The sequence below is a fragment of the Dactylosporangium darangshiense genome, assembly GCF_039537565.1.
Classification (GTDB): domain Bacteria; phylum Actinomycetota; class Actinomycetes; order Mycobacteriales; family Micromonosporaceae; genus Dactylosporangium; species Dactylosporangium darangshiense.
Genome location: NZ_BAABAT010000019.1, coordinates 63,452 through 81,555, shown reverse-complemented (window position 1 = coordinate 81,555; position 18,104 = coordinate 63,452). Strand labels below are relative to the sequence as shown.

General features: G+C 71.6%; 16 protein-coding genes and 1 pseudogene. 7 read left to right on the top strand and 10 right to left on the bottom strand.

Going from position 1 to position 18,104, the window contains the following annotated elements:
* The first annotated feature begins 273 nt into the window (after positions 1-273).
* Both ABD901_RS30375 and ABD901_RS30370 read left to right on the top strand, forming a co-directional pair.
* Positions 274-1,290 carry a TerC family protein gene (locus ABD901_RS30375; RefSeq protein WP_345131755.1) on the top strand — a complete coding sequence of 339 codons (1,017 nt, stop codon included), beginning with the start codon at positions 274-276 and terminating at the stop codon, positions 1,288-1,290.
* An 81-nt stretch (positions 1,291-1,371) separates the two neighbouring features.
* Complete coding sequence (locus ABD901_RS30370) at positions 1,372-2,364, top strand: terpene synthase family protein (RefSeq protein ID WP_345131753.1); 993 nt, start codon at positions 1,372-1,374, stop codon at positions 2,362-2,364.
* A 59-nt stretch (positions 2,365-2,423) separates the two neighbouring features.
* On the opposite strand, the gene typA is transcribed toward ABD901_RS30370, so the two are convergent.
* On the bottom strand, positions 2,424-4,289 hold the full coding sequence (gene typA, locus ABD901_RS30365) for a translational GTPase TypA (protein ID WP_345131751.1): 1,866 nt from the start codon (positions 4,287-4,289) through the stop codon (positions 2,424-2,426).
* A gap of 133 nt (positions 4,290-4,422) precedes the next feature.
* On the opposite strand from typA, the gene ABD901_RS30360 reads away from it, so the two are divergent.
* A complete protein-coding gene (locus ABD901_RS30360; protein WP_345131749.1) occupies positions 4,423-5,283 on the top strand; it encodes a transglycosylase SLT domain-containing protein in 861 nt (286 codons plus the stop codon).
* 83 nt (positions 5,284-5,366) lie between these two features.
* Here the strand turns inward: ABD901_RS30360 and ABD901_RS30355 are convergent, their stop codons facing one another.
* Positions 5,367-5,702 (bottom strand): hypothetical protein, encoded by a 336-nt coding sequence (locus ABD901_RS30355; protein WP_345131747.1) that lies wholly within the window; start codon positions 5,700-5,702, stop codon positions 5,367-5,369.
* A 53-nt stretch (positions 5,703-5,755) separates the two neighbouring features.
* Here ABD901_RS30355 and ABD901_RS30350 point away from each other — a divergent pair, with 53 nt between their 5' ends.
* Positions 5,756-6,304 (top strand): TIGR03086 family metal-binding protein, encoded by a 549-nt coding sequence (locus tag ABD901_RS30350; RefSeq protein WP_345131744.1) that lies wholly within the window; start codon positions 5,756-5,758, stop codon positions 6,302-6,304.
* Here ABD901_RS30350 and ABD901_RS30345 read toward each other — a convergent pair.
* The 7 genes from ABD901_RS30345 to pnuC are packed head-to-tail and all read right to left on the bottom strand — an operon-like array spanning position 6,285 to position 12,871.
* Positions 6,285-7,142 (bottom strand): STM4011 family radical SAM protein, encoded by an 858-nt coding sequence (locus tag ABD901_RS30345; RefSeq protein WP_345131742.1) that lies wholly within the window; start codon positions 7,140-7,142, stop codon positions 6,285-6,287. The two genes, ABD901_RS30350 and ABD901_RS30345, sit on opposite strands and share 20 nt — an antisense overlap.
* Positions 7,139-8,446 carry an STM4012 family radical SAM protein gene (locus ABD901_RS30340; protein ID WP_345131741.1) on the bottom strand — a complete coding sequence of 436 codons (1,308 nt, stop codon included), beginning with the start codon at positions 8,444-8,446 and terminating at the stop codon, positions 7,139-7,141. The genes ABD901_RS30345 and ABD901_RS30340 overlap by 4 nt, the downstream gene beginning before the upstream one ends.
* Entirely contained in the window at positions 8,440-9,234 is a 795-nt protein-coding gene (locus ABD901_RS30335) for an STM4013/SEN3800 family hydrolase (protein WP_345131739.1), read from the bottom strand. The genes ABD901_RS30340 and ABD901_RS30335 overlap by 7 nt, the downstream gene beginning before the upstream one ends.
* On the bottom strand, positions 9,231-10,262 hold the full coding sequence (locus ABD901_RS30330; protein ID WP_345131737.1) for an STM4014 family protein: 1,032 nt from the start codon (positions 10,260-10,262) through the stop codon (positions 9,231-9,233). The genes ABD901_RS30335 and ABD901_RS30330 overlap by 4 nt, the downstream gene beginning before the upstream one ends.
* Positions 10,259-11,170: an STM4015 family protein gene (locus tag ABD901_RS30325; RefSeq protein WP_345131735.1), complete on the bottom strand. Its 912-nt coding sequence runs from the start codon at positions 11,168-11,170 to the stop codon at positions 10,259-10,261. The genes ABD901_RS30330 and ABD901_RS30325 overlap by 4 nt, the downstream gene beginning before the upstream one ends.
* A 46-nt stretch (positions 11,171-11,216) precedes the next feature.
* Positions 11,217-12,299 carry an AAA family ATPase gene (locus tag ABD901_RS30320; RefSeq protein ID WP_345131733.1) on the bottom strand — a complete coding sequence of 361 codons (1,083 nt, stop codon included), beginning with the start codon at positions 12,297-12,299 and terminating at the stop codon, positions 11,217-11,219.
* Positions 12,272-12,871: a nicotinamide riboside transporter PnuC gene (gene pnuC / locus ABD901_RS30315; RefSeq protein ID WP_345131731.1), complete on the bottom strand. Its 600-nt coding sequence runs from the start codon at positions 12,869-12,871 to the stop codon at positions 12,272-12,274. The genes ABD901_RS30320 and pnuC overlap by 28 nt, the downstream gene beginning before the upstream one ends.
* Before the next feature lie 16 nt (positions 12,872-12,887).
* On the opposite strand from pnuC, the gene ABD901_RS30310 reads away from it, so the two are divergent.
* Positions 12,888-13,181, top strand: a complete 294-nt coding sequence (locus ABD901_RS30310; protein ID WP_345131729.1) for an antibiotic biosynthesis monooxygenase family protein — start codon at positions 12,888-12,890, stop codon at positions 13,179-13,181.
* 1 nt (position 13,182) lies between these two features.
* On the opposite strand, the gene ABD901_RS30305 is transcribed toward ABD901_RS30310, so the two are convergent.
* On the bottom strand, positions 13,183-14,124 hold the full coding sequence (locus ABD901_RS30305; protein ID WP_345131727.1) for a hypothetical protein: 942 nt from the start codon (positions 14,122-14,124) through the stop codon (positions 13,183-13,185).
* A gap of 377 nt (positions 14,125-14,501) precedes the next feature.
* Between ABD901_RS30305 and coaE the strand changes: the two are divergent.
* Together coaE and uvrB are read left to right on the top strand one after the other, a co-directional pair.
* A pseudogene (gene coaE, locus ABD901_RS30300) lies at positions 14,502-15,071 on the top strand (dephospho-CoA kinase); the annotation flags it as partial.
* Between the two features lie 527 nt (positions 15,072-15,598).
* Complete coding sequence (uvrB, locus tag ABD901_RS30295) at positions 15,599-17,758, top strand: excinuclease ABC subunit UvrB (RefSeq protein WP_345131725.1); 2,160 nt, start codon at positions 15,599-15,601, stop codon at positions 17,756-17,758.
* The last annotated feature ends 346 nt before the right edge of the window (positions 17,759-18,104 follow it).

Here is an 18,104-nt window from a genome sequence, read left to right as displayed (position 1 = left end):
CACGATAGACGGGGGGTACGACATTTTTTCGCCCCCGCGCGTCTTGACGTGACGGCCTGATGGACAATGGTTGACGAGCAACAGGAGGGGAGTATTCCCCCGCGGCGGTCGTCGTCAGCACGGTGCCCACGTCCGACGTGGGATCCACACCCGGCGCCGTCGGTCATCCGGTTTCGGCGGGGTGGCGGAAGAGACCTCCGGTGTCAACTACACAGTCCGCGCGCCCCGGTGGGCCGGCGCGGCCTGTGGTGTGTCTACCGGAGGTAATTGCACGTGGACGTTGCCGGCTGGATCTGGACAGCGACTCTCGTCGGTCTGGGCGCCATTCTCCTGTTCGATCTCGCGATCGTGGCCCGGCGCCCGCACGAGCCGTCCATCAAAGAGTCGACGATCTGGGTCACGGTGTACGTCGGGCTCGCCCTGCTGTTCGGCCTGTTCGTGCTGGCCAAGTGGGGCGGGAACTACGCCGGCGAGTTCTACGCGGGGTGGCTGACGGAGTACAGCCTGTCGGTCGACAACCTGTTCGTCTTCGTGATCATCCTGTCGCGGTTCAAGGTGCCGCGGCAGTACCAGCAGAAGGTCCTGCTGATCGGCATCGTGCTCGCGCTGATCATGCGCGGCGGGTTCATCGCCCTCGGCTCGGCGGCGATCAGCCGGTTCTCCTGGGTGTTCTACATCTTTGCGGCGTTCCTGGTGTACACCGCCGTGAAGCTCGCCATGCAGGGCGAGACCGACGAGAGCGACTTCAAGGAGAATCCGCTCATCCGCTGGTCGCGCCGGGTTCTGCCGATGACGCCGCAGTACCAGGAGTCGCGCCTCACCGCCCGTGACGAGCGGGGGCGCCTGCACATGACGCCGATGATCGTCGTGCTCATCGCGATCGGCACCACCGACCTCATCTTCGCCCTCGACTCGATCCCCGCGATCTTCGGCCTGACCTCCGAGCCGTACCTGGTCTTCACCGCGAACGTGTTCGCGCTGATGGGCCTGCGCCAGCTGTACTTCCTGATCGGAGGCCTGCTGGACCGGCTGGTGTACCTGTCGGTGGGCCTCGCCGTCGTCCTCGGCTTCATCGGGGTGAAGCTCTTCCTGGAGGCGCTCGCCGACAACAACCTGCCGTTCATCAACGGCGGCGAGCACGTCTCCTGGGCCCCGCACATCGGTATCGAACTGTCACTGGCCGTCATCATCGGCACCCTCGCGATCACGACCGTCGCCTCGCTGGTCAAGTCGCGACGGGACGCGCGTGCGGAGGCCGCAGAAGCGGACAAATCCCACAAGGTTTCCTAATGCCGCGTCGGGGCTCGCGCTGGGCGTGAATCGGCGCGACTATGAGGTACCACGGCGGGGCGGTGATGCATCTTGCATGAAATGACGCAGCGGGACGAGCTCGCGGCGCCAGCGGTGCTGTGCCCGTTCGCGCCCCGGATCTCGCCGCACGCCGACGCCGTGCAGCGCTGGTCGCTGCACTGGGCGACCCGGCACGGCCTGCTGGACCGCCCCGGCGCGCGTCAGGCGTTCGCGCGGGCCCGGTTCGCCAACCTCATGGCCCGGGCCCACCCGGACGCCGGCGAGGCCGAGTTACGCCTGGCCACGGCCTGGCTGATCAGCACGTTCGTGCTCGACGACCTGCTCGAGCGGGCGCTCGTGCGCGACCCCGAGCCGGCCCGGGCCGCCGTGGCCGAGGTGGTGCGCCTGCTGCGCGACCAGCAGCCGGCGCCCATCCTGGCCACGGCGCTGGGCCGGCCGCTCGCGGCCGCGCTCGGTGAGGTGTGGCGGCGCACCGAGCCGCGCGTCGGCGCCGCGTGGCGCGAGCGGTTCGTCGGGCACGTCGCGGACTACCTGGCCGGCACGCTGTGGGAGGCCGGCAACCGCGCCGCGGACCGGCCGCCGCTGCTGGAGGAGTACCGCCGGATGCGCCACCACAGCGCGGCCACCGACATGTTCTTCGACCTGATCGAGCCGATGCACGGCATCGAGCTGCCGCGGGCGCTGCTGGAGGACCCGGACTTCGACGCCGCCCGGCGCGCCGCCGGCACGGTCATCGGGATCTTCAACGACCTGATCTCGTGGCCGAAGGAGGCCGCGATCGGGGACCACCACAACATCGTCTTCGCGATGCAGCGCGAGCACCGGCTGTCGCTGCCGGACGCGGTCGCCGCGGCCGTCGCCGAGCACGACGAGCACATGATCGAGTTCCAGGTGGCCCGGGACCGGCTCGAGACGCGCCACTGGGACGACCGCGCGGCGATCATCGGGATCACCGACCTGGTGCACTGGATCCGCGGCAACCTGGACTGGTCGCTCGAGTCCGGCCGCTACTCGTCCGAGGACCTGCCGGCCCAACGCCGCCCATCAGGCTGATTCGGTACTTCCTGTGCTCGACCGAGCACAGGAAGTACCATATCCGGCTTTGAAAAGGATCAGGCGTGTGCGCGCTTGCGGGCGACGCGCTCGCGGTCCTTCTGGTCCAGCATGACCTTTCGGATCCGAATGGCCTGCGGCGTGATCTCCACGCACTCGTCCTCGCGGCAGAACTCGAGCGCCTGCTCCAGGGAGAGCTTGCGGGGCGGGATCAGCTTCTCCGTCTCGTCCGCCGCCGACGAACGCATGTTCGTGAGCTTCTTCTCCTTGGTGATGTTGACGTCCATGTCGTCGGCGCGCGAGTTCTCCCCGACGATCATGCCTTCGTACACCTCGGTGGTGGGCTCGACGAACATCGAGCCGCGCTCCTGCAGGTTCATCATCGCGAACGGCGTGGCCACGCCCGAACGGTCGGCGACGAGCGAGCCGGTGGCGCGGGTGCGCAGCTCGCCATACCACGGCTCGTAGGACTCGAACACGTGGTGCAGGATGCCGGTGCCGCGGGTGTCGGTGAGGAACTCGGTGCGGAAGCCGATCAGGCCGCGGGCCGGGACCAGCCACTCCATGCGGATCCAGCCGGTGCCGTGGTTGACCATCTGCTCCATGCGGCCCTTGCGGGTGGCCAGCAGCTGGGTGATCGCGCCGAGATACTCCTCGGGCGCGTCGATCGTGAGCCGCTCGGTGGGCTCGTGCACCTTGCCGTCGATCTCGCGGGTCACGACCTGCGGCTTGCCGACGGTCAGCTCGTAGCCCTCGCGGCGCATCTGCTCGACCAGGATCGCCAGGGCCAGCTCGCCACGGCCCTGCACCTCCCAGGCGTCGGGGCGCTCGGTGGGCAGCACCCGCAGCGAAACGTTGCCGACCAGCTCGCGCTCGAGGCGGTCCTTGACCAGGCGGGCGGTGACCTTGGCGCCCTTGACCTTGCCGGCCAGCGGCGAGGTGTTGGTGCCGATGGTCATCGAGATCGCCGGCTCGTCGACGGTGATGCGCGGCAGTGCGACCGGGTTCTCGGCGTCGGCGAGCGTGTCGCCGATCATGATCTCGGAGATGCCGGCCACGGCGATGATGTCGCCCGGCCCAGCCTGCTCGGCGGGCTTGCGCTCCAGCGCCTCGGTCATGAGCAGCTCGGAGATGCGCACGCTGGTCTGGGCGCCGTCCTCGCGGCACCAGGCGACGGTCTGGCCCTTGCGGATCGTGCCCTGCCGGACCCGGCACAGCGCCAGGCGGCCCAGGAAGGGCGAGGCGTCGAGGTTGGTCACGTGCGCCTGCAGCGGGGCGTTCTCGTCGTACGCCGGGGCGGGGATCGTGTCCAGCAGCGTGCGGAACAGCGGCTGGAGGTTGTCGCTGTCCTCGGGGATCGTGCCGTCCTTGGGCTGCGACCTGGAGGCGATGCCGTCGCGGGCGCAGGCGTAGACGATCGGGAAGTCGATCTGCTCCTCGTCGGCGTCGAGGTCGAGGAACAGCTCATACGTCTCGTCCACGACCTCCTTGATCCGCGCGTCGGGCCGGTCGACCTTGTTGATCACCAGGATGATCGGCAGCCGCGCCTTGAGCGCCTTGCGCAGCACGAACCGGGTCTGCGGCAGCGGCCCCTCGCTCGCGTCCACCAGCAGCACCACGCCGTCGACCATGGTCAGGCCGCGCTCGACCTCGCCGCCGAAGTCGGCGTGGCCGGGGGTGTCGATGATGTTGATGGTCACCGCGTCGCCGCCGTCCTGAGGGACGTACCGAACGGCGGTGTTCTTGGCGAGAATGGTGATGCCCTTCTCGCGCTCCAGGTCCATCGAGTCCATGACCCGGTCGGTGAGCTCTGCGCGGGCGTGGAACGCGCCGGCCTGCCGCAACATCGCGTCGACGAGGGTGGTCTTGCCATGGTCGACGTGGGCGATGATGGCCACGTTGCGGAGGTCTGAGCGGGTCTGCATGCCTCCATTGTTCCAGGCACCTCCCAGCAGCCGTGTGCCCGCTACGGGCGATGTGACGTTGGGCGCCGTGTCATCGATTCACGGGACGACGGGCGTCTCTTCTTACGGCTAGCCTGACGGTACGGGGGTATCGATGGACGACGACTTGTACGAGGACGACGACACCGCGGAGCAGGAGCGGCCGTGGCGCCGGCGGCGTGGCGGCGCGGTCCTGCTCGGCGTCGGGCTGGCCGTGGTGCTGCTCGGCTGCGGCGTGATCGTCAACCTGGCGCGCGGCGTGGACCGCGACACGCCGACGGCCAGCACGTCGCGGCCGGCCCGGGCTACCAGCGAGGCGGCTGCCGCGGCCGTCGAGACGTCCTCGGCGCCGCCCAGCCCGCCACCCGCGCCGCCGCCGACGACCACGGCCCCGATCGAGACCGTCGAGGCGCCGGCGCCGGAACACACGACCAAGCCCGGGTGCGAGCCGTCCCGCGGCCCGAAGCAGCTGCCGAAGTCGACCGTGAAGGGCTACCTCGACACCGCCGCCGGGACCCATTTCTGGGGTACCGCGACAAAGGCCGCCTACGCCGACATCCTGGTGCCGAAGCGCCTGCTCTACGCCATCGCCGAGCAGGAGAGCGGCTGGCAGTCCGACATCAAGGCCTGCGACGGCGGCGTCGGCATCATGCAGATCATGCCGACCACCCAGACGTTCGTGAACGGCCGGTTCGCCAAGAACTACGACTGCAGGAAGCCGTCGGAGAACGTGACCCTCGGCGCGAACTACCTCGCCTGGCTCATCGCGTACTACGGCGACGAGATCGCCAAGCAGCACAAGAAGACGACGGCGAACTACAACGCGACGAACAACCCTGAACTGCTCAAACCCGTCATCTCAGCCTACAACTGGGGCACGGACGGCGTTTCGCCCAACATGGGCACGTTCCCCAACCAGGCGTACGTCGACAGCGTCCTCGAGCTGATGAACGAGAGCAACGCCGGGCTGTACTAGGACCCGTCCTGCGGCCCGCGGAAGCCCGGCTACCGGTGTCGTGACCGGGCTTTCGCAGGCCGGCATGATCGGCAGGGCAGGGCCTAGTCCTCGCCCGGGAAGGTCGAGGGGCCAACATCGGTGTAGCGGCCGGCATCGGCGTCCCACTCGAACTGCCGGCCCTCCGAGCCGGCGCTGACGATCTTGCCGAACGCCGGGTATCGCTCGACGAGCCACTCCAGGTCGGGCATGAGCAGTTCCCCCGCGTCGGCGAGCTGCTCGTCGGTCTCGTCGCCGACGAGCAGGTTCCAGCCGCTGGCCCGGCGCCCGTCTGCGGCGGGCGGCAGCGTGGCGTCCTCCGGATCGTGGTACACGTATCCAGGGGTCAGCGACTCGTCCTCCACCAGTCGCCGCGACGCGAACGCGATCAAGTAACTCATGCCGACAAGTATGGCCTCGGCGATTTCGCCGGTGCCGCTGAGGAGGGCCCGCGATGAGCTCCGCCGCCGACGACCACCGCACGACCGCCGCCCGCTTCGGCGAGCTCGTGGCCGGCACGACCGACTGGTCCGCGCCCGCGCCGTGCGAGGGCTGGACCGCCCTCGACGTGGTGCGTCACCTGATCGAGTGGCTACCCGGCTTCCTCGAGTCCGGCGCCGGGATCGAGCTGCCGGCCGGCCCGCCGGTCGACGAGGACCCGGTCGGGGCGTGGCAGGCCCACGCCGCCGCGGTCCAGGCGGTCCTCGACGACCCGGCGAGCGCCGCCGTCCCGTTCTCCAACCGGCACACCGGCGACATGCCGGTGCCGGCCGCGATCGCGATCTTCTACACCTCCGACGTCTTCCTGCACACGTGGGACCTCGCCCGGGCCACCGGCCAGGACGAGCACCTCGACCCGCAGCGCTGCGCGGCGATGCTGGAGGGCATGCGCTCGGCCGAGCCCGCGATGCGCGCCAGCGGCGAGTTCGGTCCGGCCGTCGAGGTGCCCGCCGACGCCGACCCGCAGACCCGCCTGCTCGCCTTCATCGGCCGCCGCCCCTGAGTTTCGGATCCGCCGGGATGCGTTCCAGCACACCGCCGGCGAACACCTCGTACAGCGGCAGCGTCTTGAGGTGGACGTACCCGATGTGGCAGTCGCACGCTGCTTTCGGGCACGGCCTGGGCCCTCGCCGGGCGGCCCACGAGCCGTCGTAGAGGTTGCCCATCGGCTCCTCGACGAAATGGCACCGGCGCACCGTCCCGTCGCCGTACACGGAGATCACGTCGTCCCCGGTGCGGCACCCGCGCCCGAGCGAGGCGTGCGGCCGCACGCTGTAGCCGAACAGCGGGTCGACGGCGGTCCACGCCGCCTCCTCCTCCGCCGCGTACGCGTGCCCGTCGGCGGCGTTCACCCACAGGTACACCTCCGGGTGCAGCCGCTGCCGCAGCTCGACCGCGGCGCCGAGATGCTCGGGCAGCCCGACGATCCCGACGGAGTGCCGCACGCCGTGCCCGCGCAGGGTCTCGCACGCCGCCAGGAACCGCTCGAGGGTCGTCTGGCCCGGATGGTACGTGCACCACAGCGCCAGCCGCCCGGGGTCCGCGCCGGCGACCCAGCCCAGCCGCGCCGACAGGTTCGTCTGGATCGCGGCCCGCTCGACGTGCGGCAGGTGTGACAGCTCGACCAGCGCGTCGCGATACCAGGACCGGGTCAGCCCCTCACCCCACGGGGTGAACAGCACCTCGACGGGCTCGCCGGCCCCGCGCACCCAGCCGACGAACCGCTCCAGCGCCGCCCGGTCCTCCCGCAGCCGCTCCGGCGGGTCGCGGCGCTTCGCGAACGGGCAGTACGGGCAGTCGTAGTTGCAGCTGGCAAGCGGCCCGCGGTAGAGGATCCTCATCGCGTCACGTGTCCGGCCATGGCGGCGCGCACATCCTCGGAGATCAACCACGGCCCGATCGCGTCGGAGTGCGCCAGCCCTTCGGCGGTAAGCCGGTGCCCGTCGACGTACCCGGCGTCGCGCAGCCCTTGGAGTCCAGGGAAGTCCTCGTCAAGGTCCGCGCCGCCGAACCGCTGCTTGTAGGCCGCCGGGTCGGCCCCCTCGGCGCGCAGCAGCGACTTGAGCAGCCACCGCCGGCGCTGCTCCTGTTCGGAGAGCGCGAAGCCGACCTCGGCGGCGTCGAAGTCCTCCTCCGGCCGGGACAGGTAGTCGGCGAGGATGCCCCGCACGGGGCTCACCCCGACGGCATAGTCGAACGAGTAGTGCAGCGCCGTGGTGTAGGAGCGGGCGCCGCAGCCGAGCCCGACCATGCCGTCGTCCTGGCAGCAGTACTGCGGCCCGTCGACCGCCGGGGCGTCGCGCCGGCGGAACTGGCGCATCGACAGCTGCTCGTACCCCTCCCCCGCCAGCCGCCCGGCCGCGTGCCGGTAGAGCTCGAGCCGCTGCGCGTCCCACGCCGGGTCGGCCCCGCCGCCGGCGGCCGCGCGTCGCCCGAGCCCGGTCACCGGCCGCACGTACAGCGGGTACAGGTACAGCTCCTCGGGCCGCCACTCGAGCGCGGCGGTGAGGGACGCGTCCCAGGTCTCGCGGGTCTGCCCGGGGATGCCGTAGATGAGGTCGATGTTGAGGTCCGCCGCGTCGGCAGTCGTCCGGATCGCCGCGAGCGCCCGGTCGACCTCGGCGCGCCGCTGCGGCCGCCCCGCGGCGTGCGCCTCGGCGTCGAGGAAGCTCTGCACGCCGATGCTGACCCGCGTAACGCCCCGCTCGGCCAGCACCGCGAGCCGCTCCGGGGTCGCGGTGGCGGGCGAGGTCTCCACCGACGTCGGTATCTGACTGAAATCGACTTCGAGCAGGTCGAACAGCTCGGTCAGCTGCCCCGCGCTCAGGAACGTCGGGGTGCCGCCCCCGATCGCCGCCCGCGCGTATCGGGCGCCGGGCAACGCCGCCGCGACCCGCCGGGCCTGCCGGCGCAGCTGCGCGAGGTAGGCGTCGACCTGCCCGTCGGGCGGGTTGGCCCGGGTGAACAGGTTGCAGAAGCCGCACCGCATCTCGCAGAAGGGCACGTGCGCGTAGAGGAACAGCGCGCCGGTGTCCTCGCCGGCCCACACGTCGGCCAGCGGCGGCCGCGGGTCCAGCGGCCGGTAGGCGGTCTTGTGCGGATAGGCATACAGGTAGCCCTGATAGGGCGAGCCGAGGTTCACCATGCGCCGGCCTCCAGCGTGAACTCCGCATACGGCACCGTCCACACGACCTCGTGCGCGAAGCGGTGCCCGGTGTGGCCGTCCTCGCCGTATGCGGTGCCGTGGTCGCTGCACAGGATCACCCGGCACGGCCGGCCGCGGGACGTGACCAGGCGCAGCAGCACCGGCAGGTGCCGGTCGACGTACTCCAGCGCCGCGCCGTGGGAGTCGACCGTGTCCTCGGCCGCGCCCGGCAGGTAGTGCCGGTTGGGCTGGTGCATCGCGGCCACGTTGACGAACGTGAACAGCGGCCCGCCCGCCGGCAGCACCTCGGCGAGCCGGTCCAGCTGGGCCTCGAAGCAGGCCGGGTTGGTGACGCCGAACTCGCGGGTCCAGTGCGCCTCGTCGAACAGCGCGGGCAGGACCGCGCCCTGCGCGGAGGTCATCGCGAAGAACCCGACGCCGCCGAGGCAGATGGTGTGGTAGCCGGCGCCGCGCAGCCCGGTCACCACGTCCGGCGCGTCGAACACCCAGGTGTCGGCCCCGACGGTGGTGCTGCCCGGGAACATCGCCGCGAACGGCCGCTCGTGGGGCCCCGGCCCGGCCGGGGTGGGCAGGAACCCGCCGAAGAACGCGTGGTGCGCCGCGTAGGTGAACGACGCCGGCGTGTGCCGCCGCTCCCATCGCCGGTTGGGCAGGACCCGCGCCAGGTTGGGCGTGCGGCCGCGTGCCAGCCGGTCGGCGGCGACGTCGTAGCGCAGCGTGTCGAGCGTGACGAACAGCAGGTCGTGGCTGCCGAGCAGGGATCTCACAGCGCCGCCACCTCCGCCGCATACGTGTCGCGCCCGTCGACGAGCAGCCCCGGCAGCAGGTCGCCGAACGCGTTGACCTCGGCCACTGCGTGCACGTCGAAGCCCGGCGACACCAGCAGGTCGACCCCGGCGTGCAGGCTGCCCGGGAAGCAGGCCGCGGCCCGCTCGCACGTCTCCAGCGCCGCCGCCCAGTGCCGCGGCCCCATCGCGGCGCGGATCGCGGCCAGGTCGCCTCGGGCGTTGCCCAGGTGCAGGTTGGTCAGCGGGGACCGGCTCGTGCGCGCCACCACGTGGCTGGCCCGCCCGGCGATGACGACCACCCGCAGGTCGAACACCCGCCCGCCGTGCGAGGCCTTGGGCATCCAGCGTTCGACGTGCAGCCCGTCGGCCCCGAGCCGGTCGACGATCGCGGCGACCTGCCGCTCGTCGGTGTAGTGGTGCACCCTGAGCTCGTTGAACAGCCGGCCGCCGTCCAGCGCCGCCGACGTGTGTGCGCTGACCCGGCCCTTGTGCAGGGCGAGCGCGACCACGCCGGAGGCCGAGCTGCCGTGCGCCGGCTTCACGAACACCCGCGGCCAGCCCGCCGAGCGCACGCCGTCGTAGCCGTCCGCGGCGAACCCGTCGGGCACCGGCACCCCGTGCCGTCGCAGCAGGGCGTGGCAGCGGCGTTTGTCGAACATGACCGCCAGCTCGTCGACCGGGTTGAGCACCGGCCCGCTCGCGCGCTGTTCGACCCGGCGGGCGGCGGCGAGGAACCCCTCGTACCACGCGGCGAGGCCGACGATCTCGCCGTGCTCTGCGGGCCGGTCGGCGCCGCGCAGCAGCCGGTCGACCTCGGGGTCCTCGCCCGGCGACTCCAGGCGCACCGCCGAGCCGGGCGCGAGGTCGAAGTCGCCGGCGCACACGTCGCGCCAGTCGACGAACGCCGGCTCGCCCAGCCCGCCCGCGACGGCGGCGGCCCGGAACAGCTCCACCCGCCGGTGGCCGCGGATCCCGACCACCGTCAGCGGGCGCGTCAACGTCCTCATTCGGTCACCGACACGTATCTGAAGCCGTCCTCGTCGATCGCCTGCTCGTCGGAGGTGTCGACGCGGACGCCGGGCAGCTCCTCGGCGAAGCGCCCGGCGACGTCGGCGGACATGAAGTGGTGCGACAGGTCGAGCCGGCGCAGGTGGGTCAGCGGCTGGCCGAGCAGCAGCGCCGCGGCGCCGGCGTCGGACAGCGCACCGAGCGACAGGTCCAGCTCCTCCAGCCGGGCGACGACCGGCGCGGCGGCAAGGGCCTCGGCGACCTGGTCGGCGATCTCGGCGTTGCGCAGGGCGAGGCGGCGCAGCGCCGGCAGGTCGGCGCCGCCGAGGATCGGGGCGAGGTCCTCGACCGTGACGTCGCCGCCGTACTCCGCGATGCCCAGCCACAGCTCCAGCTCCTGCAGCGCCGGGAACGACGAGTCGGCGAAGCCGCGGACGAACGCGCCCGGCAGGCCGCCGGCCTCGACCGCGAGCTCCCGCAGCCGCCGGTGGCGCACCGGGGAGAGCCGCAGCCCCTCCGAGCCGCGGATGCGCAGGACCTCCAGCCGCGGGAAGGCGGCGAGCAGCGGCGCGATGTCGCCGTGGTGGATCCAGGAGATCTCGCACTCCTCGTAGGTCATCTCGCCGACGAACAGCGCCCGCAGGTTGGGCAGCCGGTCGCGGGCGGCGACGAGCAGGTGCAGCGGCGGCGCGCTGTCGTAGGACTCGCCCCACTGGCCGATGACGAGCGCCTCGACGTTGACGCCGCCGACGGAGTCGATGAGATTGTCGAGCTCCCGGGCGAAGCGGTCCTCGGGCGCCTCGTAGTCCACCGAGATGCGCCAGGCCACGCCGCGGCCGCGCTCGCCGCGGCGGAAACGCCGGACCCGAAGGCCCGCAAACGTGTCGATGTTGGAACCGATCGCCATGCCGCGGACGTTAGCAGCACCCACCGACAATTCGACTGACGTCGATTTATCGCCCGGCCGGCAGCAGCGGGTCCGCCAGGTCCCAGCCCTTCGCGAGAAGGTCGTCGCACGCCTCGACGGCGCGGGCGAGCCGGGCCCGGTACGTCCCGGTCAGTTCGAGCCACGGCACCCCGCTCGCGGCGAGCTCGGCGCGGAACCGGCCGGTCATCCACGCCCGCAGGTGCTCGCCGTCGCGCATGCCGTCGTCCTCGAACGGCACGCCCTCGTGGCTCGTCAGCAGGTACAACGCCGGCCGTCGCGCGGCGTCACGGACCGGCTGCGATGCGTCGCCGAGATAGCGCTCCTCCCAGATCGCCGTGGCAAAACTGTCGGTGTCGCAGAGCAGAATGGGGCCGCCGGATCGGGCGGCGGCGTCCTCGGCGGCGTTCTGTTCCCGCGTGACGGTCACGAAGTCCGCGCGGGTCCACTCGAGGTCCGCCATCGCCTGCCCCGGCGCCAGATCGGCCATCTTCAGGGAGGTCAGCATGCGTCCGTATTCCTCGACCCAGGTCGTGCCGCCGAACGCGCCGCCGCGCAGGCGAAGATGCGCCGCGAGGGCCCTCGCCAGGGTCGTGGTGCCCGTCGACTCGGCGCCGACGACCACGACCCGGCGGGTGAACCAGGCGCGCACCGGAGGGGCCAGAAACGCCCAATTGGCAACCGGGTCGGCGCGCACCGCGGTGCCGGAGACCGGCACGGCGGCGCGGCCCGGGTCGACCGGAACGTGCCGGGCGCCGAAGCGGCGGGCCAGCTCACCGCCGTAGGCCTCGGAGGAGAAGACGAGGTCGACGCGGCGGTCGCCGGCCGCGGCGCGGAACAGCGCACAGTGCGCCGCCCACGCGTCCGCGGAGCCGTAGTCGATCGGCAGGTCGTCGTAGACGCCGACGAAGCGCACGTGCGGGTCGGCGGCGTGGACCTCGCGCAGCCACGCCACCCGGTCGGCGAGCGGAATGGACTCCACTGTGGACGGTGCGACGACGACGGTCACCTCGTCGCAGGCGCCCGCGGCGGCATCGATGAGGCTGTGGTGCCCGGCGTGCGGCGGGTAGAACTTGCCGACGATCAGGCCGTGGACCACTGCGCCCGCCACGCTCGCAGGCCCACCACGCACAGGCCCAGGAACACCAGGTACAGCAGCGCGGTCAGCCACAGGTCCTTGTAGCCGTAGAGGGGGACGTAGACGATATCGACGGCGATCCACAGCCACCAGCTCTCCACGAGCCGGCGGGTCTGGCCGTAGGTGGCCAGCAGCGAGACCGCAGTCGTGGCGGCGTCGGGCCATGGGACGGTCGACTCGGTGTAGCGGTCGAGGTACCACCACAGCAGCACGGTGAGCAGGACCCCGGCGGCGGCGAGCCACCACCACTCGGCCCGGGTGGTCGCGCGCACCCGCTGCTGCACCGCGCCCGAGTTCCACCGCCACCAGCCGTAGGCGCCGAGCACGACGTAGACGACCTGCAGCCACGCGTCGCCGAAGAGGCCCACGTGCCAGAAGGCGACCATCAGCAGCAGGACGTTGGCGATGCCCAGCGGCCAGTTGCCGATGTGCTGACGCACGACCAGGTACACCGTCAGCAGGCCGCTGGCGAAACCGAGCAGCTCGGCCCAGCTCGTCGGCGCGCCGAAGGCATGGAAGGCAGGCGAGGTCAGCCAGTCAAGCACGGTCTACCCTTGTCCAATGGTTCTGGAAGTCGCACTGATCGACGTGCTCGAAGGCCGCGAGGACGAGTTCGCCGCCGCGTACCGCAAGGCCCACGAGATCCTCGCCACCACCCCGGGCCTGCGCTCGGTGCGCATGACCCGGGGCATCGAGAGCGCCTCGCGCTTCGTGCTGCTCGTCGAGTGGGACTCGGTGGAGGCGCACCTGGACAACTTCCGCGCCACCGACCGCTTCACGCAGTGGCGCACGCTCATCGGCCCGTACTTCGACGGCGCACCCCGCGTCGAGCACTTCACCGACGTCGAGCCCTAGCTCACTCGCCGGCCTTCTTGTAGACGATGAAGTCCAGGTTCGCGGTGTAGAGCGCGCCGTTGACCACGTCGCCGGCGCGGGTCATGAACCACGCGTAGCGCCCCTCGCTGGTCCGCAGGCAGACCTTCGAGCCCGGCAGCAGGCTCGCCAGGAGCACCTGGCCGATCCACTGCCCCTCCGGGACCGCCGAGCAGGCGGCCAGCGACGGCGTGTCCGCCCCGACCAGCACCGCGAACTTGGCACCGTTCGCCGCCGAAAGACCGATCACGCCCGCGGTCACGTCCGCGCCGGCCGTCTGCTTGGCGCCGCTGTCGAAGTCGTAGGCGTCGTCCGGCTTACCGGCCAGGACCGCCACCTGCGCGGTGCCGGTGCGCAGGATCGTGGTGCTCGGCGGCGCGGCCGGCACCGTCGCCTCGGCACTGGTCCCGGCGCTCGCCGAGGCCGCCGCGGACCCGCTCGCGGATGAGCCGGCCGGCGCACCGCTCGCGCCGCCGCTCGCCGACGCGGCGGGGTCGGCAACGGCCACCACCGGCTCGCCCGTCGTCGGGTCCGGCGCGGGCGTGGTCGCCGTCGTGGCATCGGCGCCGGTCTTCGCCGAGTCAGCGTTGTCGCGCGACGCCAGCACCCCTCCGACGGCCGCGATGACGAGGACGATCAGGCCGATCAGCAGTACCGCGATCCGGCCCTTGCGCGAGCCGGGCGCCACCGGCTGCGGTTCCTCTGCGGGCGGCGCGGCCGGCGGGGGCGGCTGCGCGGCCGAGTCCGGCCCGGCGGGCTGGCGCGGCACGATCGCGTAGGCGGACGTGGGCCACCCCGAGCCGCCGTCCAGCGGCGAGTCGGACATCCACCCGCGCCGGCTCTTGGGCCGCGGTGGCGACCCGTTGACCTGGTCGTGGCTGTGCTCCGTCGGTGGATCGTGCCGTGCGGGGTGTCCCGGCTCCATGCAGCGCGTCCTTCTGGTCCTGGCAGATGTGCAGTTGCCCGGCAGAGTATCGCTGAACGGCCGCGGCTCGCGCCATGGCGGAAGGGACGGTCTCAGCGCGACGGCAGCGGCGCCGCTCGCCGTATACCAGCCGCTCACGGCCAGCATCCCCAGCCACGATGAGCGCCGCGGCGCGCGCCCTCGCCGATGTCGTGGGCGGCAACCCTACGGCTACCCTGCGGCATGGCTCCTGCCCAGTCGCGGTGTGCCAGGCCCGTGACCGCCTCCGGATCTTGCCCTGAGTCGGAAGTTATCTTGACAATCCGCGCAATCCGTGCAGACCACGCCGGAGCACCCCCGAGCGCCGCGCCGGATCCACCTTCCGGTGTGATGTCGCCATGAAGATGGTTGGCCTGACCGGCGGGATCGGCGCAGGTAAGAGCGCGGTCGCCGCGCGGCTGGCGGCCCTCGGCGCGGTGATCGTGGACGCCGACCGGCTGGCGCGCGAGGTGGTCGAGCCCGGCACGGAGGGGCTGGCGCGGGTCGTCGAGGCGTTCGGCACGTCGGTGCTCGCGGCGGACGGATCCTTGGACAGGGCGGCGCTGGCGCGGATCGTGTTCGCCGACGACGACGCGCGGCGGCGCCTGGAGGGAATCACGCATCCGCTGGTGCGGGCGCGCACGGCGGAGCTGGTCGCGGCGGCGCCGGCGGACGCGATCGTGGTCAACGACGTGCCGCTGATCGTCGAGAAGGGCATGGCCGGCCTGTACGAGCTGGTCGTCATCGTCTTCGCCTCGCTCGAGACGCGGCTTGCGCGGTTGACGCAGATGCGCGGGATGTCGCGGGAGGAGGCCCTCGCGCGGATCGAGAAGCAGGCGACGGACGAGCAGCGTCGGGCGGTTGCGGACATCGCCATCGTCAACGACGGCACGCCCGAGGACCTCGATGCCGCCGTGGCGGAGGCCTGGGAGCGCATCAGGTCCTCTTGATGCATTTTTCCGCTTTGGTACATCCTGTGTCTGTTCTACCCGCTGCCGTTTCCTTATGGGTTTTTGGGCGTTCGGGCCGATCTACGGCTCGGCGCTCGCAACAGGCTCTTCCGGCGACTCGGCTATGGCTCAGCACGCGTACGGCAGGCTCTTTTGGCGACTCGCTTATGGCTCAGGGCGCCCGCGGCAGGCTCTTTTGGCGGCTGGTCTGACTCAGGGCGCGGCACGCGGTCGGGGCCATGCTTAGGGCGCTCGCGGCGGCCGGTCGCGCGATGCGCGCGATCCATCCTCGGTGCGCTCGCCGGCCGTGACGGGCCGGGGCTGCAACCGGGCGCCGGGAGGGCCTGCGTGATGGGCGGGCCTGCTCTCCGGTCGGCCGCCGCGAGCGGCCTACGACGTCTACCGTAGACCGGTGATGTTTCACACACAATCGTCAGGCTGAATACGATCGAGCACCCAGGGCTAGGACCCCGAAAGTTGTCATACCCCCCGCGTACGGTTGGGTCATGGCGCTCGACATCCCACGCTTGGACCGCCGTTTCGAGGTAGTCAGCGAGTACAAGCCCTCCGGCGACCAGCCGACGGCGATCGACGCGCTCGCCAAGCGGGTCCGCGGCGGCGAGCGGCACACCGTCCTGCTCGGCGCGACCGGCACTGGCAAAAGCGCGACCACGGCATGGCTGGTGGAGCGGCTGCAACGCCCGACGCTGGTGCTCGCGCACAACAAGACCCTGGCCGCGCAGCTGGCCAAGGAGTTCCGCGACCTGATGCCGAACAACGCGGTCGAATACTTCGTCAGCTACTACGACTACTACCAGCCCGAGGCCTACATCCCGCAGACCGACACCTATATCGAGAAGGACTCGTCGGTCAACGAGGAGGTCGAGCGGCTGCGGCACTCGGCCACGATGAGCCTGCTGACCCGTCGTGACGTGATCGTGGTCGCGACCGTGTCGGCCATCTACGGCCTGGGCACGCCCGAGGAATACCTGGACCGGGCGGCGAAGGTCACCGTCGGCGAGGAGATCGACCGCGACAAGCTGCTGCGGCGGCTCGTCGACATCCAATACACGCGCAACGACCTGGCGTTCAACCGCGGGACGTTCCGGGTGCGCGGCGACACGATGGAGATCATCCCGGCCTACGAGGAGCTCGCGATCCGCATCGAGTTCTTCGGCGACGAGATCGAGCGCCTCTCCTACCTGCACCCGCTCACCGGCGATGAGATCCGGCAGACCGACTCCCTGATGATCTTCCCGGCGACGCACTACGCGGCCGGTCCGGAGCGCATGGAGCGGGCGATCGCCGCCATCGAGGTCGAGCTGGAGGAGCGCCTCGCCGAGCTCGACCGCGAGGGCAAGCTGCTCGAGGCGCAGCGGCTGCGGATGCGCACCACCTACGACGTCGAGATGATGCGCCAGGTCGGCTTCTGCAACGGCATCGAGAACTACTCACGCCACATCGACGGCCGGGAGGCCGGCAGCCCGCCGCACTGCCTGCTCGACTACTTCCCGGACGACTTCCTGACCGTCATCGACGAGTCGCACGCCACCGTCCCGCAGATCGGCGGCATGTACGAGGGGGACGCCTCCCGCAAGCGCACCCTCGTCGAGCACGGCTTCCGGCTGCCGAGCGCCCAGGACAACCGGCCGCTGCGCTTCGACGAGTTCGAGGAGCGCGTCGGCCAGACCGTCTACCTGTCGGCGACCCCGGGCCCGTGGGAGCTGGGCAAGACGCAGGGCGAGTTCGTCGAGCAGGTGATCCGCCCGACCGGCCTGATCGACCCCGAGGTGGTGCTCAAGCCGACCAAGGGCCAGATCGACGATCTCATGCACGAGATCGGCCTGCGCGTCGAGCGTGACGAGCGGGTCCTGGTCACCACGCTCACGAAGAAGATGGCCGAGGACCTCACCGACTACCTGCTCGAGCACGGCATCCGGGTGCGCTACCTGCACTCCGAGGTCGACACCCTGCGCCGGGTCGAGTTGCTGCGCGAGCTGCGCCGCGGCGAGTTCGACGTGCTGGTCGGCATCAACCTGCTGCGCGAGGGCCTCGATCTGCCCGAGGTGAGCCTGGTGGCGATCCTGGACGCGGACAAGGAGGGCTTCCTGCGCTCCGGGACGAGCCTCATCCAGACGATCGGCCGCGCCGCCCGCAACGTCTCCGGCCAGGTGCACATGTATGCCGACAAGATGACCCCGTCGATGGCCCTGGCGATCGACGAGACCAACCGGCGGCGCGAGAAGCAGAAGGCGTACAACAAGGCCAATGGCATCGACCCCCAGCCGCTGCGCAAGAAGCTCGGCGACATCCTCGACGACATCTACCGCGAGGCCGAGGACACCGCCGGCGCCGTGAGCGGCCACGGCCCGGGCGGCGCCGTGGTGATCGGCGGCGGCCGCCAGATGAGCCGCGGCAAGTCCCCGGAGAACATCCGCGCCCGCCAGAAGGGCGGCGGCACGAAGGGCACCGCGGGCGCGGCGGCCAGCACGCCGGCGCGGGCCGGCATGGCGCGCGCGGAGCTGGCCACGCTGATCCAGGACCTGAGCGACCAGATGCTGAGCGCGGCACGCGAGCTGCAGTTCGAGTTGGCCGCGCGGATTCGCGATGAGGTCGCGGACCTGAAGAAGGAGCTGCGGGCGATGGACGTGGCCGGCGTGAAGTAGCCCGCGCGGCGGCGGCTTGAGGTCGCCGCCGCGGGTCGGCTCTTTCGGGGGCGGGCCGGACCCCTCCGGGGGCGGGGCCGGGGGGCGGGGGGCCGGAGCGGGGGCGGCGTGCCTCTCCTCCCGGCCGCCGTCTTTGGTCTTGCGGGATCCGTCCCTTGCGGCCGCCGTGTCTCCACCCGGCCGCCGTCTTCGGTCTGGCGCGATCCGTCCCTTGCGGCCGTCGTCTCTCCACCCGGCCGCCGTCTTCGGTCTCGCGCGATCCGTCTCCTACGGCCGTCGTCCCTCGTGCCGCGAGGTCCGTGCTGGGCTTGGCTTAGCTGCGCGACTGGTGACGGGATCGTGCTCC

Bases quoted from the DNA above. Each gene is read 5' to 3' on its own strand.
- ABD901_RS30330 (WP_345131737.1), bottom strand. From the start codon at position 10,262: ATGAGGACGTTGACGCGCCCGCTGACGGTGGTCGGGATCCGCGGCCAC.
- typA (WP_345131751.1), bottom strand. From the start codon at position 4,289: ATGCAGACCCGCTCAGACCTCCGCAACGTGGCCATCATCGCCCACGTC.
- ABD901_RS30360 (WP_345131749.1), top strand. From the start codon at position 4,423: ATGGACGACGACTTGTACGAGGACGACGACACCGCGGAGCAGGAGCGG.
- ABD901_RS30370 (WP_345131753.1), top strand. From the start codon at position 1,372: ATGACGCAGCGGGACGAGCTCGCGGCGCCAGCGGTGCTGTGCCCGTTC.
- ABD901_RS30305 (WP_345131727.1), bottom strand. From the start codon at position 14,124: ATGGAGCCGGGACACCCCGCACGGCACGATCCACCGACGGAGCACAGC.
- uvrB (WP_345131725.1), top strand. From the start codon at position 15,599: ATGGCGCTCGACATCCCACGCTTGGACCGCCGTTTCGAGGTAGTCAGC.
- ABD901_RS30350 (WP_345131744.1), top strand. From the start codon at position 5,756: ATGAGCTCCGCCGCCGACGACCACCGCACGACCGCCGCCCGCTTCGGC.
- ABD901_RS30340 (WP_345131741.1), bottom strand. From the start codon at position 8,446: ATGGTGAACCTCGGCTCGCCCTATCAGGGCTACCTGTATGCCTATCCG.
- ABD901_RS30310 (WP_345131729.1), top strand. From the start codon at position 12,888: ATGGTTCTGGAAGTCGCACTGATCGACGTGCTCGAAGGCCGCGAGGAC.
- ABD901_RS30355 (WP_345131747.1), bottom strand. From the start codon at position 5,702: ATGAGTTACTTGATCGCGTTCGCGTCGCGGCGACTGGTGGAGGACGAG.
- ABD901_RS30345 (WP_345131742.1), bottom strand. From the start codon at position 7,142: ATGAGGATCCTCTACCGCGGGCCGCTTGCCAGCTGCAACTACGACTGC.
- ABD901_RS30325 (WP_345131735.1), bottom strand. From the start codon at position 11,170: ATGGCGATCGGTTCCAACATCGACACGTTTGCGGGCCTTCGGGTCCGG.